Raw genomic sequence first — 14,449 nt, 5'->3', positions numbered from 1 at the left:
TGCCGGTGCTCGGGTGAGGGTAGACCCCTGGTGACGGGCAGGGGACAGCTAACAGGCAGCGCAAAGGGTCAGTGTAGCCACACGGCACACTGATGTCCAGTCCCGGATTCCGGAGACCACATGTGTTCTCAACGCCTGCGTCATGCCTGCCCTCAACGCACGTTGATACTGCCCTCTTCGTCGTCGATCCATGCCTCGGATTCGGACCGTTGTGACGACGCGTCCTGAGAATTGCGCGCTGCGTGCGGTTCGTCAAGGCCCCCCTGGCCGGAACCAGGTGCTCCGGAGACACGACGAAGATCACCTTACCCCTCCCCGTGAGGGGCGCAAGGCAACCGCGGCGCGCCCCCCGAGAACGCCGAAGAGCGACCACCCGGATGGATGATCGCTCTTCGGTGCGTTCGCGTTACAGCCTCAGGAGGCCGTGCTCAGCGTCGCGGGAGTGCGGGAGTGCCCGCGAGGTCTTACTTGACCTCGACGGAGGCACCGGCGCCCTTGAGGGCCTCGGCGGCCTTGTCGGCCTGCTCCTTGTTGACCTTCTCGAGAACCGGCTTCGGGGTGCCGTCGACCAGGTCCTTGGCCTCCTTCAGGCCGAGGGAGGTCAGCTCGCGCACGACCTTGATGACCTGGATCTTCTTGTCGCCGGCGCCGGTGAGGATGACGTCGAACTCGTCCTTCTCCTCGGCGGCCTCGGCGGCGGCGCCACCAGCGGCACCACCGGCGACGACGACCGGCGCGGCAGCGGCGGCGGTGACGTCGAACTTCTCCTCGAAGGCCTTCACGAACTCGGAGAGCTCGATGAGGGTCATCTCCTCGAACTGGGCAAGCAGCTCGTCCTGGGTGAGCTTCGCCATGATGGCGGTCCTTCCACTCAATCGGCAGGTGCCGGATGTACTGGGTGAGGCGGGCGTACGTTCGGGCCCGCTGCGACCCTTGCCGCGCTCAGGCGGCGAGGATCAGAAAGCGAGCCGAATTACTCGGCACCGCCCTGCTCGTCCTGCTTGGCACGGAGCGCGTCCACGGTGCGGACGAGCTTCGAGGGCAGAGCCTGGAAGACGGAGGCAGCCTGGGACTGCTTCGCCTTGAAGGCACCGGCCAGCTTGGACAGCAGAACCTCGCGGGACTCGAGGTCCGCAAGCTTCTTGATCTCGTCGGCGGACAGCGCCTTGCCGTCAAGGACACCGCCCTTGATGACGAGATTCGGGTTCTCCTTGGCGAAGTCACGGAGACCCTTCGCCGACTCCACCGGGTCACCGGTGACGAAGGCGACGGCCGTCGGACCAGCGAAGAGCTGGTCGTCCAGCGTGATCCCGGCCTCGTTGGCCGCAATCTTGGTCAGCGTGTTCTTCACCACGGCGTACTGGGCGTTCTCACCGAGCGAACGACGCAGCGTCTTGAGCTGCGCCACGGTGAGACCGCGGTACTCGGTCAGCACGGCGGCGTTGGAGCTGCGGAACTTGTCCGTCAGTTCGGCAACCGCGGCAGCCTTGTCGGGCCTCGCCATAGAGCCTCGGCCTCCTTCCGGGTGATTCGGACCGCGCGGACCCGAAGGAGGACTGGGGAAAACGAAACGCCCCGGCGCAGGCGCACGGGGCGTAGCTCGACCAGACGATTCCGTACGGGCGGAACCGGTCCGGGAGCACTTCCACAGTCACCTGCGCGGGTCGTCCGCAGTTCAGCGGATCCTTCGGCCACCGAGCCCTCGTGTGAGCGCACGGCAACGACCAGCGGTCTTTGGCTTCGGTAGGAGCGTACGTGACCGGATCGCTGTCAAGCAAATCCGGTCACCGGGGCCGTCACCGGGCGATCACCGGACGATCGTCGCGGCACTCGTCGCGGTCCTCGTCGCGGCGACCGGACGCTGCGGTCAGGCGCCGCTGCCGTTCATCATCTCCGCGAGGTCGGCGACATCCTCGGCGGGCGGGGCGGTGACCTTCACCGGCTCGTTCACGTCGAAGAGGGTGACGGTCATGTCGAGCGGGCCGCCGTCGGCGTCGCCGCGCATCCGGAACTGCTTGGTGCGGTCCTCGCCGTCGACCCACATGTCCATCGTGATCTTGTCGACGCCCATCTTCTCGTACTGGTCGAGGCTCTTCTCGCGGCGCTCGCGGGTGGCCTTGTCCTCGTCCTTCAGCGAGTCGCGGAACTCGTCGAGGGTGACCGTGCCCGAGTAGCGGGTGGTCTCGACGCCGTCGACCTTCTCGGTGCCGACCCGCTTGACGTCCTTGGCGCCGGTGAGGAAGGCGCTCTCGTCCGCCGGGTTCTGGTCGGCCGCGCCGGCGCCGAGCTGGTTCAGGTCCTTGTCCGCGCCGAGGGCGGACAGGTCGAACTTCATCCAGCTCTTGCCGTCCATCTCCTTGGCCATGTCCGCGCCGCCGATGTACATCGCCTTGTCGACGAGACGGATCTCGACGTTGCCCTCCGGGCCCTGGTCGAGCGCCGTCATCTTCATGCTCATGGCTATGGAGGGCTTCGTCCGCAGGGAGGCCTCGGCCTCGACGCGGCCCTGCTCGGGGATCTCGCCCTTCATGCGGTAGCGGAGGGAGGAGATCTCCTCGGTGTTCTTCGCCGCCTTGGCGACGGCCGCCGCGGGCGACATCTCGGGCGCCTGCTCGGTGCCACAGCTCACGGCACCGCCGGCGAGCAGCAGAGCGGCGATTCCGGCGACGGATATGGACGACTTGGCGGACTTCATGGATTCCCCCCACGGGATACAAGCCACGGGATACATGGCTGACACACAGAGGGCGCGAGCCTATCCGACGAGGAGAAGACGGGGCCTGGCATTTCCAGCAGACTCAGGGGCCCTCTGAGGCTCCGCCACGGCTCGTGGCCATCCGCGCGCCTGAGCGGACCCCGCGGCCCCGCGGACGCCCGTGGGGCCGTACGCCCCGCCCTGCGGGCTTCTCGGCCCGGCGCGGCGTCGCCCCACGGGCCGGAAACGGGGACGGGCCCCGCACCCAGGGAGGGTGCGGGGCCTGTGAACCGGTTCGGGTGAGCCTCAGGCTCAGACCGCGGCCGGGTCCTCCTCGACGAGGAGGTTGCGGGTGCGGTTCGGGTCGACCGGGATGCCGGGGCCCATCGTGGTGGTGATGGCGGCCTTCTTGATGTAGCGACCCTTGGCGGCGGACGGCTTCAGACGGAGGATCTCCTCCAGGGCCGCGCCGTAGTTCTCCACCAGCTTGGTGTCGTCGAACGACGTCTTGCCGATGATGAAGTGCAGGTTCGCGTGCTTGTCGACACGGAACTCGATCTTGCCGCCCTTGATGTCGGTGACAGCCTTGGCGACGTCCGGGGTCACAGTGCCGGTCTTCGGGTTCGGCATCAGACCACGGGGACCGAGCACGCGGCCGAGGCGGCCGACCTTGCCCATGAGGTCCGGGGTGGCGACGACGGCGTCGAAGTCCAGACGGCCCTTCGCGACCTCGTCGATCAGCTCGTCGGCGCCGACGATGTCGGCGCCCGCGGCACGCGCGGCCTCGGCACGGTCACCGGTCGCGAAGACCAGGACCCGGGCGGTCTTACCGGTGCCGTGCGGGAGGTTCACGGTGCCACGGACCATCTGGTCGGCCTTGCGCGGGTCGACACCCAGACGGAAGGCGACCTCGACGGTGCCGTCGAACTTGGTCGTGGAGGTCTCCTTGGCGAGACGGACGGCCTCGAGGGGAGCGTAGAGCTTCTCCCGGTCGATCTTGGCGTCCGCAGCGCGGAGAGACTTGCTGCGCTTGCTCACTTAAAGCTCCTGTTGAGTCTTAGGAGTCGTGGTCCGGGCCGAGCAGGCCCTTCCACACTTCTGCTGTTGCTACGGGGGTGAGGGTCAGCCCTCGACCGTGACGCCCATGGAACGGGCGGTGCCGGCGATGATCTTCTCGGCGGCGTCCAGGTCGTTGGCGTTGAGGTCGGGCATCTTGGTGGTGGCGATCTCGCGGACCTGGTCGCGGGTGATCTTCGCGACCTTGGTCTTGTGCGGCTCGCCGGAGCCCTTCTCAATGCCCGCGGCCTTGAGGATCATCTTGGCGGCCGGCGGGGTCTTGGTGATGAAGGTGAAGGAACGGTCCTCGTAGACCGTGATCTCCACCGGGATGACCCAACCGCGCTGCGACTCGGTCGCGGCGTTGTAGGCCTTGCAGAACTCCATGATGTTCACGCCGTGCTGACCCAGCGCGGGGCCGACCGGCGGGGCCGGGTTGGCGGCACCGGCCTGGATCTGGAGCTTGATGAGCCCCGTGACCTTCTTCTTCTTGGGAGGCATGCTCTCTCCGGGTCCTTACTGAGAGGTTGATTACCAGCTGCCCCATGGGGATCGATGCTGGAGCATGATCCAGGCAGATGGCATACCGCACAACGATAGCCCCTGCTTCCTCCGGACCAGAAATCGCCCTGGTCAGGAGGGCTGCACAGGCCCGGCGCGCCGCTCGCGACGGGCCAGTCGCACCGTCCCGGCGGCGAGCACGGCCAGGGTCGCCCCGAGCGGCACCGCGAGCAGCGCGGCCACACTCCCGCGCCCGGTGTCCCCGGCGAGCACGGCCCGCCCCGGCTCACCGGGCACATGGCGTACGGCCACGGTGTCGCCGTCGGTGTGTTCGCCGGCCCGGGTGCCGATCGGCAGCCCGGCCGTGACCCGCTCGCCCGCGACGGAGAACGTCACGCCGCACCCGCCGAGGAGGCAGGCGCCGTCGTGGAAGGCGGCGGAGGCGGGGGTGCCGCCCCGGGCCTCGACCCGCTGCCAGGCGGCCGGGAGGAACACGACGTACGTCACCGCGACGAGCGTGACCACCAGCAGGCCGGCGATCGTCGCGGCACGGACGCGCCGAGGGCGCCCCTGCCCGGTGTTCACCGGCGGGGCGCCCTCGGGCGTCGACGTGCTCAGGTCTGCCGGATTCAGTTCTTCTGAATCTGGTCGAAGGAGAGCTCGACCGGCGTCTCGCGGCCGAAGATCTCCACCAGGCCCTTGACCTTCTTCGAGTCGGGGTTGATCTCGTTGATGGTCGCCTGGAGCGTGGCGAACGGGCCGTCGGTGACGGTGACCGAGTCGCCGACCTCGAAGTCCAGCACCTGGACCTCGACCTTGCGCTGCGGCGCCGGCTTGCCCTCGGCCTCGGCGGCCTCGCGGGCGGCCTTCTCCTCGGCCTCCGGGGCGAGCATCTTGACGATCTCGTCCAGGGTCAGCGGGTACGGGTCGTAGGCGTTGCCCACGAAGCCGGTGACGCCGGGGGTGTTGCGGACGACGCCCCAGGACTCGTTCGTCAGGTCCATGCGCACCAGGACATAGCCGGGGAGCTTGTTCTGGCGGATGGTCTTGCGGTCGCCGTTCTTGATCTGGACGACCTCTTCCTGCGGCACCTCGGCCTGGAAGATGTAGTCCTCGACGTTCAGCGAGACGGCGCGCTGCTCCAGGTTGGTCTTCACGCGGTTCTCGTAACCGGCGTAGGTGTGGATCACGTACCACTCGCCGGGCAGGGTGCGCAGCTCCTGGCGGAGCTTCTCGACCGGGTCGAGCTCGGGCTCCGCCTCGGCCTCCTCGGCTTCGGCGGCGTCCTCGGCCTCTTCGGCGTCCTCGGTCTCGTCCTCGTCGGTCACCTCGAGGGCGGCCTCCTCGGCCGACTCCTCCGCCTCGGCGTCGGCAGCCTCGACCTCGTCCACGTCCTCGTCCGCGCCCTCGACGATGTCGAGCTCGTCATCCACGGACGCATCCGGCTCGATGGCGTCGTTCACGTTCGGGTCAGACACGGTGGCTGCTTCTTCCTGGATACATACGGGTGGAACACGCGAAAGGGGCGCCAGTGACGGCGCCCTTCGCTCTTGGCTCAGCCGAAGACGTACTTGGCTGCGTGGTCGAGCCCATAGTCAATCACGGTGACCAGGCCGATCATGATGACGACGAAGATGATCACGACGGTCGTATACGTCGTCAGCTGGCTGCGCGTCGGCCAGACCACCTTGCGGAGTTCCGCGACGATCTGGCGATAGAAGAGTGCGAGCCGCTTCAGCGGGCCCTTCTTCGCGCGCTTGCCGCCTTTGCGAGTCTTCTTCTTCGACTCGGGCGCCTCGTCCTGGGCATCAGGCGTGTCGATGGAGCCCACGGCGTCCGTCATAGTCCTCACCTGATCCCGGGTCGTGGCCGTGCCGCGCCCGGTCTGAGCCGCACGGCGGTGCATTGCTGTACGTACCTGCGCACACATCCTGGCGGTGTGTGTAGCAGGGCCGGAGGGACTTGAACCCCCAACCGCCGGTTTTGGAGACCGGTGCTCTACCAATTGAGCTACGACCCTTTGTCTGTCCCCCAACGTACCGCATCCGGACGGGTGCTCGGTGTGCACCGGCCGAGTGCGGCTCGCGAGGGCCAACGAGGTGAGAGTGTACGTGGTCCGAGGCCGGGCGTCGAACAGAAAGCGCCCGTGAGGGCGTCGGCGCGGCAAGATCACCGGGGATTCGGGGCGGAGAGCGGCGGGAAAGCGCTGGAAGATCACCCAGGCCGGCGCGGAGATCCGGACGGGTGTTCAGTGGTTTGCCCGGTCATGTTCACTCCGTGAAACCCGTGTGCCGGGCGCGTTTCCGGTCTGGAACGATGGGCTCCATGAGCGCTGCAACCCCTCCCACCGAGCGCCGGGTCTCCGCCCGAGTCGGCGCGATCTCCGAGTCCGCCACCCTCGCCGTGGACGCCAAGGCGAAGGCCCTGAAGGCCGCCGGGCGTCCGGTGATCGGCTTCGGCGCCGGTGAGCCCGACTTCCCGACCCCGGACTACATCGTCGAGGCGGCCGTCGAGGCCTGCAAGAACCCGAAGTACCACCGCTACACCCCGGCCGGCGGCCTGCCCGAGCTGAAGGCCGCGATCGCCGAGAAGACGCTGCGCGACTCCGGCTACGAGGTCGACCCGTCGCAGGTGCTGGTCACCAACGGCGGCAAGCAGGCGATCTACGAGGCGTTCGCCGCGATCCTCGACCCGGGCGACGAGGTCATCGTCCCGGCGCCGTACTGGACCACCTACCCGGAGTCGATCCGGCTGGCCGGCGGTGTCCCCGTGGAGGTCGTCGCCGACGAGACCACCGGGTACCGGGTGAGCGTGGAGCAGCTGGAGGCGGCCCGCACCGAGAAGACGAAGGTCGTCCTCTTCGTCTCCCCGTCGAACCCGACCGGCGCGGTCTACAGCGAGGCCGAGGCCGAGGCGATCGGCCGCTGGGCCGTCGAGCACGGCCTGTGGGTGCTGACGGACGAGATCTACGAGCACCTGGTCTACGGCGACGCGAAGTTCACCTCGCTGCCGGCGATCCTGCCGGAGCTGCGCGACAAGTGCATCGTCGTCAACGGTGTCGCCAAGACGTACGCGATGACCGGCTGGCGGGTCGGCTGGATCATCGGCCCGAAGGACGTCGTCAAGGCCGCGACGAACCTCCAGTCGCACGCCACGTCGAACGTGTCGAACGTGGCGCAGGTCGCCGCGCTCGCCGCGGTCTCCGGTGACCTCGACGCCGTCGCGAAGATGCGGGAGGCGTTCGACCGGCGCCGTAAGACGATCGTGCGGATGCTGAACGAGATCGACGGCGTGATCTGCCCGGAGCCGGAGGGCGCGTTCTACGCGTACCCGTCGGTGAAGGGGCTGCTCGGCAAGGAGATCCGCGGGAAGCGTCCGCAGGACTCGGTGGAGCTGGCCGCACTGATCCTGGACGAGGCGGAGGTCGCCGTGGTGCCGGGTGAGGCGTTCGGGACGCCGGGGTACTTGCGGCTGTCGTACGCGCTCGGCGACGAGGACCTCGTCGAGGGTGTCTCGCGGATTCAGAAGCTGCTGGCGGAGGCGCGGGACTGACGTCTCGTTTCTCGGCTCCGGGGGCCTCCTACCACTTTCGTAGGAGGCCCCTGTTCGTTTGTGCGAGCAAGACCACGATCGGGGAACGGGCTACCGGGGCGGCGGGGGCGTGCGGCAGGATCTGGGAATGGAGCGCGTACGTGATCTCTCTGAGCTGCCGAAAGCCCATCTGCACCTGCACTTCACCGGCTCGATGCGGCCGGGCACGCTGCTGGAGCTGGCCGACAAGTACGGCGTACGACTGCCGGACGCGCTGACCGAGGCGCTGGTCAGCGGGGAGCCGCCGAGCCTGCGGGCGACGGACGAGCGCGGCTGGTTCCGGTTCCAGCGGCTGTACGACGCGGCGCGGTCGTGTCTGCGTTCGCCGGAGGACATCCAGCGGCTGGTGCGGGAGGCGGCGGAGGAGGATCTGAAGGACGGCTCCCGGTGGCTGGAGATCCAGGTGGATCCGACGTCGTACGCGCCGCGGCTGGGTGGGTTGATCCCCGCGATGGAGGTCATCCTGGACGCGGTGGAGACGGCGGTGCGGGAGACCGGGCTGGGGATGCGGGTGCTGGTCGCCGCGAACCGGATGAAACATCCGCTGGACGCGCGGACGCTGGCGCGGCTGGCGGTGCGGTTCGCCGATCGGGGGGTCGTCGGGTTCGGGTTGTCCAACGACGAGCGGCGGGGCATGGCGCGGGACTTCGACCGGGCGTTCGCGATCGCGCGGGAGGGCGGACTGCTGTCGGCGCCGCACGGGGGCGAGCTGGCCGGGCCGTCGTCGGTGCGGGACTGTCTCGACGACCTGCACGCCGACCGGATCGGGCACGGGGTGCGGGCGGCGGACGACCCGCGGTTGCTGAAGCGGCTGGCGGACCGGCAGGTGACCTGCGAGGTGTGTCCGGCCTCGAACGTGGCGCTCGGGGTCTACGAGAAGCCGGAGGACGTGCCGCTGCGGACGCTGTTCGAGGCGGGAGTGCCGCTGGCGCTGGGTGCGGACGATCCGTTGCTGTTCGGCTCTCGGCTGGCGGCGCAGTACGAGATCGCCCGGGAGCATCACGGGTTCACGGACGCGGAGCTGGCGGAGCTGGCCCGGCAGTCGATCCGGGCGTCCGTGGCGCCGGAGGGGGTCAAGGCGGAGCTGCTGGCGGGGGTGGATCGGTGGCTGACCGCGCCGGTGTGAGGGGCCGGAGGGGCTTGACGGCTCCGGCCCCGGGGGCAGGGTCCGGGTCCGTCAGAGGCTGACGCCCACCGTCACCGGTTCGTTGACCAGCGTGATCCCGAAGGCCTCGCGGACCCCGGCGACCACCTCACGCGCGAGTGTGAGCAGGTCCTCCGTGGTCGCGTTCCCGCGGTTGGTGAGGGCGAGGGTGTGCTTGGTGGAGATGCGCGCGGGGCCGGTGCCGTAGCCCTTGGGGAAGCCCGCCTTGTCGATCAGCCAGGCCGCGGAGGTCTTGGTGTGGCCCGGTCCGGCGGGGTAGGCGGGGGGTTCGGCGTCGGCGCCGAGGCGTTCGCGGACGCGGGTGCGGAAGGCGGCGAACTGCGCGTCCGTGAGGATCGGGTTGGTGAAGAAGGAGCCGGCGGACCAGGTGTCGTGGTCCTCGGGGTCGAGGACCATGCCCTTGCCGGTGCGCAGCTTGAGGACGGTCTCGCGGGCGTCGGCGAGCGGTACGCGGTCGCCGGGCTCGACGCCGAGGGCGCGGGCCGTCTCGGCGTACTTGATCGGCGCGGAGAGGCCGCCGGCGTCCTCCAGGCGGAAGCGGACGCGCAGGACGACGTAGCGCTCCGGGTCGGACTTGAAGCGGCTGTGGCGGTAGCTGAAGGCGCAGTCCTCGTTGGAGAGCGTCACCGTCTCGCCGTCGCGGCGGTCGTAGGCGATCACCTCGGTGATGGTGGAGGAGACCTCCTGGCCGTACGCCCCGACGTTCTGGATCGGCGTGGCGCCCGCGGAGCCGGGGATGCCGGCGAGGCATTCGATGCCGGCGAGACCGGCCTCGACGGTGCGGGCGACGGCGTCGGTCCACACCTCGCCGGCGGCCAGCTCGAGGGTGGTGCCGTCGAGGGTGAGGCCGCGGGTGGCGATGCGCAGGGCGGTGCCGTCGAAGCCCTTGTCGCCGATGACCAGGTTGGACCCGCCGCCGATGAGCAGCAGGGGCGTCCCGGTGGCGTCGGCCTCGCGGACCGCGGCGATCACCTCGGCGTCGGTCTCGGCGGTGACCAGGCGGGTGGCGGGGCCGCCCAGCCGGAAGGTGGTCAGCGGGGCGAGGGGGGCGTCGTGGAGTTCCAGCACGGGCTCAAGACTACGAGACGGCCCCGCCGGGGTGGGCGGGGCCGTGTTCGCGTGCGTCTCAGGTCAGGCGGCGGACGGCTTCGGTCCAGTCGGGCGGGAGCCGGTCACCGGGGACCGTCCAGGTCGCGAACTTCGCGTCCTTCATCTCGGCGGCGAGGATCCGGGCGGTCGGGCCGTGGGGGCCGGAGCGGGCGAAGGTCTTGAGGGCGGCCGGTGACTCCCAGGCGGAGAGAGTCCAGAAGGTCCGCTTCAGCGGCTCCGCCTTGAGGGTGGCCCCGTAGGCACCGGGCGCCCGGCTGACCTGCCGCCACACTCCCGGTGTGCGCACGAGGAACTTGAACGCTCCCCAGAGGGTGCGGGTCTCGAAGCGGGAGGCGAAGACGTGGGCCTCGGCGCCCTGCGGCGGGGTGGCGGGCGTGGTCCAGGGGAGGGTGGGCATGTCGGTCTCCTCTCGGGCGGGTCAGCGGAGCGCGGTCTCGAGGGTCTTGGCGGGGGTCGTGCCGGGCGTCCCGGCCGTCGGGCTCGTCCGGCGGCGGGACGGGACCAGCAGCGCCGCTACGGCGGCCAGCGCCACCGCGCCCGCGCCGACGGCGACGGCGGGCCGCAGGCCGTCGACGAAGGTCTGGGCGGACTCGTAGCCGCCCTGGGCGGTGAAGACCGAGGACATGATCGCGATGCCGAGCGCGCCGCCCACCTCGCGCAGCGCGTTGTTGGCGCCGGAGGCGATGCCGTGCTCGGTGTCGGCCACGCTGGACATGACGAGGGCGGAGGACGGGGCGAAGTACAGGGCCATGCCGATGCCGCCGAGGATCAGTCCGGGCAGTTGGGAGGCGTAGGAGGCGTCGGCCGTGGCGACGGCGGCGAGGTAGCCGAGGCCGGCCGCCTGGAGGGCGAGGCCCGCGACGACGATCGGTCGGCCGCCTATGCGGTCGGAGAGGATGCCGGCGATCGGGGCGATCACCATGGGCATGGCGGTCCACGGCAGCATCCGCAGTCCGGCCTCGGTGGGCGAGTAGCCGAGCACGCCCTGCATGTACTGGCTGAGCAGGAAGATCGAGCCGAACATGCCGAGGAACATCAGCAGTCCGGCCGCGTTGATGCCGGCGAAGGCACGGGAGCGGAACAGCCGCATCGGGAGCATGGGGTTGCGGGCGCGGATGCCGTGCGCGACGAAACCGGCGAGCAGGACGGTGCCCGCGATCAGGGCGGTCAGGACGGACGTGCCGGTCCAGCCGTCGACCGGGCCGCGCACCAGGCCGTAGACGATCCCGAAGAGGCCGCCGCTGGCGAGCAGGGTGCCCTGGATGTCGAGCGGGGTGCCGGCGCCGTGGGACTCCTTCAGGCGCAGGCGGGCCAGCGGGATCAGGGCGATGCCGAGCGGAACGTTCAGCCAGAAGATCCACTGCCAGGAGATGTGTTCGGTGAGGGTGCCGCCGATGAGGGGTCCGGAGGCGACCGCGAGCCCGTTGACGGCGCCCCAGATGCCGTACGCCATGCCGCGCTTCTCCGCCGGCACGGCGGCGGTGAGGAGCGTCAGGGTGAGTGGCATCATGACGGCCGCTCCGACGCCCTGCACCGCGCGGGCGGCGATCAGGGAGTCGATGCCGGGCGCCAGGGCCGCGGCGGCGGACGCGGCGGTGAAGAGGGCGAGTCCGGCGACGAAGAGCCGGCGGCGGCCGAAGCGGTCGCCGAGGGCCGCACCGGTCATCAGCAGCACGGCGAAGGTGAGCGTGTAGGCGCTCACGGTCCACTCCAGGTCGTGCAGGGCGCCGCCGAGGTCCTCGCGGATGGAGGGCAGTGCGGTGGTGACGACGAGGTTGTCGAGGGCCGCCATGAATCCGGCGACGCTGGTGATCAGGAGGGCCCAGAGGACTCCTCCGCGCGGTGCGGTCTGCTGTGACATCGCTCCCCCAGAGCGTGAGCAGGTGCTGCGAACGTTGGTTAGTTATTGCTGACTAACTTTTGCGGGCATGGAAAAGCGCCACAGAGGCGGGCGCCACCCCTAGTCGGCCGTCTTCGCCCTGGCGGAGTCGTAGAAGCCCTCCCACACCCGGTGACCCGGCGGAAAACCCATCGCGGTGAGGGTGTTCACGAGCATTCCGTACGCCAGGAAGGTGGTCGTCTCGTTGACGTCCGCCCCCAGGGGCAGGTGCACGGTGTCCCACAGATCCATCCAGCCGCGGCGGACCATCTCGCCGAACTCGTGGTCCCCGGCCGCCTCGGCCGCGGCCACCGCGACATAGGTCTGGAGCTGCATCTGGAGGCGCTCCGGCTCCTCGGCGAGCAGCCGGGTGTACGCGTCGGCCATGGCGTGCAGGGCGTCTTCGCCCTTGAGGTCGCCCGCCGCCTCCTGGAACAGCCGGCGCATGTCCTCCAGGCAGCGCTGGGCGGCCGCGAGGAAGATCGCCTTCTTGCCGGGGAAGAGGCGGAAGAGGTACGGCTGCGAGACACCCACGCGCTTGGCGATCGCCTCGGTGGAGGTGCCGTGGTAGCCGTTCTGCGCGAACTCGGTGATCGCCGCGCGGATGACGCTTTCGCGTCGCTCCTCTGCGCTCATCCTGACCATGCGGCTAAGTTAGTGCCCAATCACTAACTTCGTCAAGGGGTGCCTATGGGTAAGGGGCGTCCGCCTGGACGGACGCCCCTTACGTCAACGGAGCTCAGGCGAGGCGTACGACCGCGCGCGACATACCCAGCACCTTCTGGCCGCCACTGGTCGCGGTGAGGTCGACGCGGACCGTGTTGTCGTCGAGCTTGGCGGCGACCTTGCCGCTGACCTCGATGGTCGCGCCCTGGTCGTCGTTCGGGACGACGACGGGCCGGGTGAAGCGGACGCCGTACTCGACGAGCGCGCCGGGGTCGCCGACCCAGTCGGTGACCACGCGGATCGCCTCGGCCATGGTGAACATGCCGTGCGCGATGACGTCCGGCAGTCCGACCTCCTTGGCGAACTTCTCGTTCCAGTGGATCGGGTTGAAGTCGCCGGAGGCACCCGCGTACCGGACGAGCGTGTCGCGGGTCACGGTGAAGGTCTGTGCGGGCAGTTCGGTGCCGACCTCGACGTCGGCGTACGCGATGCTGGCGGTCATCTTGCTCACGCCTCCTCGGCCGCGCGGGCCACGAGCTTGGTCCAGGCGGTCACGACGTGCTCACCGGCCTCGTCGTGCACCTCGCCGCGGATGTCCAGGATGTCGTTGCCGGCCATCGACTTGATCGCCTCGATGGTCGAGGTGACCGTCAGCCGGTCACCGGCGCGCACCGGGCGCCGGTAGGCGAACTTCTGGTCGCCGTGCACCACGCGGCTGTAGTCCAGGCCCAGCTGGGGGTCGGCAACGACCTCACCCGCGGCCTTGAACGTGATGGCGAACACAAAGGTCGGCGGGGCGATCACATCGGGGTGGCCGAGCGCCTTGGCGGCCTCCGGGTCCGTGTAGGCCGGGTTGGCGTCTCCCACCGCCTCCGCGAACTCCCGGATCTTCTCCCGGCCCACCTCGTAGGGCTCGGTGGGCGGGTAGGTCCGCCCCACGAAGGACTGGTCGAGCGCCATGGCTCGGCACCTCCTGGTGTCTGCTGTGGATGACCGTGAACGGGTCGGCCCGAGGCCGCAAACGCCACGAGGCCGCCCCCCGGTACTGCGGGGGCGGCCTCGTGAACGAGCCTTTTTATCGCGTCTCGCGGTGCGCGGTGTGCGCGTTGCAACGCGGGCAGTGCTTCTTCATCTCAAGACGGTCCGGGTTGTTACGCCGGTTCTTCTTGGTGATGTAGTTCCGCTCCTTGCACTCCACGCAGGCCAGCGTGATCTTCGGGCGGACGTCGGTGGCAGCCACGTGAGTGCTCCTTGGACGAACGGGGACTAGAAATTAACGCACATGAAGAGTAGCCGATCGTCGGACCGACCCGGCAATCGGCTACTTAAAGTAGCGGTGACCGGACTTGAACCGGTGACACAGCGATTATGAGCCGCTTGCTCTACCGACTGAGCTACACCGCTGCGATGCGATCGGGCCCCGCCTTGCGACGGGAACCTCTCACATCAGAGCCCCAAAACGGAATCGAACCGTTGACCTTCTCCTTACCATGGAGACGCTCTGCCGACTGAGCTATTGGGGCGAGCGATGAAGACATTACACGGTCGCCCGCCGTTCGCCCAAATCCGTTTCCGGCCCCCCGCCCCGGCTCACCCCCGGCCCGCCCCCGGACTCCGCCCGGACTCCCCCACAGGCCTCACCGGAGCCCCGCGCGGCGCTCCGTTCCGCGGGACCACACCGGTACGACTATTGCGCTCCTCCCCGCCCCGGCAGGGCCGTCGTCCTACGCTCGACTCACTCTGTGTGATCTTGTGCCCCCGGCACAGCCCCCGAGCCACTGGAGCG

The 14,449-nt window shown here is 69.5% G+C and carries 17 protein-coding genes and 3 tRNA genes; 2 read left to right on the top strand and 18 right to left on the bottom strand.

All coding sequences use genetic code 11. The annotated features are described in order from the left end of the window. Positions 1-464: 464 nt before the first annotated feature. The 9 genes from rplL to ACIG0D_RS15880 form a co-directional block, all read right to left on the bottom strand. The gene (gene rplL / locus ACIG0D_RS15920; protein WP_086734027.1) at positions 465-854 is read right to left on the bottom strand and encodes a 50S ribosomal protein L7/L12; all 390 of its coding nucleotides are present in this window, start codon (positions 852-854) and stop codon (positions 465-467) included. A 119-nt stretch (positions 855-973) separates the two neighbouring features. Then, a complete protein-coding gene (gene rplJ / locus ACIG0D_RS15915) occupies positions 974-1,504 on the bottom strand; it encodes a 50S ribosomal protein L10 (RefSeq protein ID WP_145829782.1) in 531 nt (176 codons plus the stop codon). 363 nt (positions 1,505-1,867) lie between these two features. Continuing rightward, the gene (locus ACIG0D_RS15910; RefSeq protein ID WP_399800668.1) at positions 1,868-2,695 is read right to left on the bottom strand and encodes an LppX_LprAFG lipoprotein; all 828 of its coding nucleotides are present in this window, start codon (positions 2,693-2,695) and stop codon (positions 1,868-1,870) included. Positions 2,696-3,007: 312 nt separating this feature from the next. Further along, complete coding sequence (gene rplA / locus ACIG0D_RS15905) at positions 3,008-3,733, bottom strand: 50S ribosomal protein L1 (protein ID WP_166001492.1); 726 nt, start codon at positions 3,731-3,733, stop codon at positions 3,008-3,010. An 84-nt stretch (positions 3,734-3,817) separates the two neighbouring features. Further along, positions 3,818-4,252 (bottom strand): 50S ribosomal protein L11, encoded by a 435-nt coding sequence (rplK, locus tag ACIG0D_RS15900; RefSeq protein WP_003992325.1) that lies wholly within the window; start codon positions 4,250-4,252, stop codon positions 3,818-3,820. A gap of 132 nt (positions 4,253-4,384) precedes the next feature. Then, positions 4,385-4,837, bottom strand: a complete 453-nt coding sequence (locus ACIG0D_RS15895; RefSeq protein WP_399800664.1) for a hypothetical protein — start codon at positions 4,835-4,837, stop codon at positions 4,385-4,387. A 44-nt stretch (positions 4,838-4,881) separates the two neighbouring features. Further along, entirely contained in the window at positions 4,882-5,730 is an 849-nt protein-coding gene (gene nusG, locus ACIG0D_RS15890) for a transcription termination/antitermination protein NusG (RefSeq protein ID WP_399800662.1), read from the bottom strand. Between the two features lie 77 nt (positions 5,731-5,807). Continuing rightward, positions 5,808-6,095 carry a preprotein translocase subunit SecE gene (secE, locus tag ACIG0D_RS15885; protein WP_399800659.1) on the bottom strand — a complete coding sequence of 96 codons (288 nt, stop codon included), beginning with the start codon at positions 6,093-6,095 and terminating at the stop codon, positions 5,808-5,810. Positions 6,096-6,199: 104 nt separating this feature from the next. Next, positions 6,200-6,272: transfer RNA gene (locus ACIG0D_RS15880), tRNA-Trp, on the bottom strand. A gap of 305 nt (positions 6,273-6,577) precedes the next feature. Here ACIG0D_RS15880 and ACIG0D_RS15875 point away from each other — a divergent pair. Then, positions 6,578-7,804: a pyridoxal phosphate-dependent aminotransferase gene (locus ACIG0D_RS15875; protein WP_399800657.1), complete on the top strand. Its 1,227-nt coding sequence runs from the start codon at positions 6,578-6,580 to the stop codon at positions 7,802-7,804. Between the two features lie 127 nt (positions 7,805-7,931). Beyond that, complete coding sequence (locus tag ACIG0D_RS15870; protein ID WP_399800654.1) at positions 7,932-8,969, top strand: adenosine deaminase; 1,038 nt, start codon at positions 7,932-7,934, stop codon at positions 8,967-8,969. Between the two features lie 51 nt (positions 8,970-9,020). Here the strand turns inward: ACIG0D_RS15870 and ACIG0D_RS15865 are convergent, their stop codons facing one another. The 9 genes from ACIG0D_RS15865 to ACIG0D_RS15825 all read right to left on the bottom strand — a co-directional run bounded on the left by ACIG0D_RS15865 (position 9,021) and on the right by ACIG0D_RS15825 (position 14,186). Continuing rightward, the gene (locus ACIG0D_RS15865; protein WP_399800652.1) at positions 9,021-10,076 is read right to left on the bottom strand and encodes a UDP-N-acetylmuramate dehydrogenase; all 1,056 of its coding nucleotides are present in this window, start codon (positions 10,074-10,076) and stop codon (positions 9,021-9,023) included. A 58-nt stretch (positions 10,077-10,134) separates the two neighbouring features. Then, the gene (locus tag ACIG0D_RS15860) at positions 10,135-10,515 is read right to left on the bottom strand and encodes a DUF3291 domain-containing protein (RefSeq protein ID WP_399800649.1); all 381 of its coding nucleotides are present in this window, start codon (positions 10,513-10,515) and stop codon (positions 10,135-10,137) included. Between the two features lie 21 nt (positions 10,516-10,536). Then, positions 10,537-11,979 carry a DHA2 family efflux MFS transporter permease subunit gene (locus ACIG0D_RS15855; protein ID WP_399800646.1) on the bottom strand — a complete coding sequence of 481 codons (1,443 nt, stop codon included), beginning with the start codon at positions 11,977-11,979 and terminating at the stop codon, positions 10,537-10,539. A 99-nt stretch (positions 11,980-12,078) separates the two neighbouring features. Next, on the bottom strand, positions 12,079-12,642 hold the full coding sequence (locus tag ACIG0D_RS15850) for a TetR/AcrR family transcriptional regulator (RefSeq protein WP_399800643.1): 564 nt from the start codon (positions 12,640-12,642) through the stop codon (positions 12,079-12,081). Positions 12,643-12,736: 94 nt separating this feature from the next. After that, positions 12,737-13,165, bottom strand: a complete 429-nt coding sequence (locus ACIG0D_RS15845) for a MaoC family dehydratase (protein WP_365760161.1) — start codon at positions 13,163-13,165, stop codon at positions 12,737-12,739. 5 nt (positions 13,166-13,170) lie between these two features. Then, positions 13,171-13,623, bottom strand: a complete 453-nt coding sequence (locus tag ACIG0D_RS15840) for a MaoC family dehydratase N-terminal domain-containing protein (protein ID WP_399800640.1) — start codon at positions 13,621-13,623, stop codon at positions 13,171-13,173. A 115-nt stretch (positions 13,624-13,738) separates the two neighbouring features. Next, entirely contained in the window at positions 13,739-13,903 is a 165-nt protein-coding gene (gene rpmG, locus ACIG0D_RS15835; RefSeq protein ID WP_003948671.1) for a 50S ribosomal protein L33, read from the bottom strand. 91 nt (positions 13,904-13,994) lie between these two features. Further along, a tRNA-Met gene (locus tag ACIG0D_RS15830) sits at positions 13,995-14,067 on the bottom strand. A gap of 46 nt (positions 14,068-14,113) precedes the next feature. Beyond that, a tRNA-Thr gene (locus ACIG0D_RS15825) sits at positions 14,114-14,186 on the bottom strand. Between the last annotated feature and the right edge of the window lie 263 nt (positions 14,187-14,449).

The organism is Streptomyces sp. NPDC052773 (assembly GCF_044547145.1).
Taxonomy (GTDB): Bacteria; Actinomycetota; Actinomycetes; order Streptomycetales; family Streptomycetaceae; genus Streptomyces.
This window is presented reverse-complemented; position numbering and strand designations above follow the sequence as displayed.

Excerpts from the sequence above, each read along its gene's own strand:
- ACIG0D_RS15870 (WP_399800654.1), top strand. The coding sequence starts at position 7,932 with ATGGAGCGCGTACGTGATCTCTCTGAGCTGCCGAAAGCCCATCTGCAC.
- ACIG0D_RS15855 (WP_399800646.1), bottom strand. The coding sequence starts at position 11,979 with ATGTCACAGCAGACCGCACCGCGCGGAGGAGTCCTCTGGGCCCTCCTG.
- rplL (WP_086734027.1), bottom strand. The coding sequence starts at position 854 with ATGGCGAAGCTCACCCAGGACGAGCTGCTTGCCCAGTTCGAGGAGATG.
- ACIG0D_RS15875 (WP_399800657.1), top strand. The coding sequence starts at position 6,578 with ATGAGCGCTGCAACCCCTCCCACCGAGCGCCGGGTCTCCGCCCGAGTC.
- ACIG0D_RS15860 (WP_399800649.1), bottom strand. The coding sequence starts at position 10,515 with ATGCCCACCCTCCCCTGGACCACGCCCGCCACCCCGCCGCAGGGCGCC.
- ACIG0D_RS15840 (WP_399800640.1), bottom strand. The coding sequence starts at position 13,623 with ATGGCGCTCGACCAGTCCTTCGTGGGGCGGACCTACCCGCCCACCGAG.
- secE (WP_399800659.1), bottom strand. The coding sequence starts at position 6,095 with ATGACGGACGCCGTGGGCTCCATCGACACGCCTGATGCCCAGGACGAG.
- rplK (WP_003992325.1), bottom strand. The coding sequence starts at position 4,252 with ATGCCTCCCAAGAAGAAGAAGGTCACGGGGCTCATCAAGCTCCAGATC.
- ACIG0D_RS15850 (WP_399800643.1), bottom strand. The coding sequence starts at position 12,642 with ATGGTCAGGATGAGCGCAGAGGAGCGACGCGAAAGCGTCATCCGCGCG.
- rplJ (WP_145829782.1), bottom strand. The coding sequence starts at position 1,504 with ATGGCGAGGCCCGACAAGGCTGCCGCGGTTGCCGAACTGACGGACAAG.
- ACIG0D_RS15845 (WP_365760161.1), bottom strand. The coding sequence starts at position 13,165 with ATGACCGCCAGCATCGCGTACGCCGACGTCGAGGTCGGCACCGAACTG.
- ACIG0D_RS15910 (WP_399800668.1), bottom strand. The coding sequence starts at position 2,695 with ATGAAGTCCGCCAAGTCGTCCATATCCGTCGCCGGAATCGCCGCTCTG.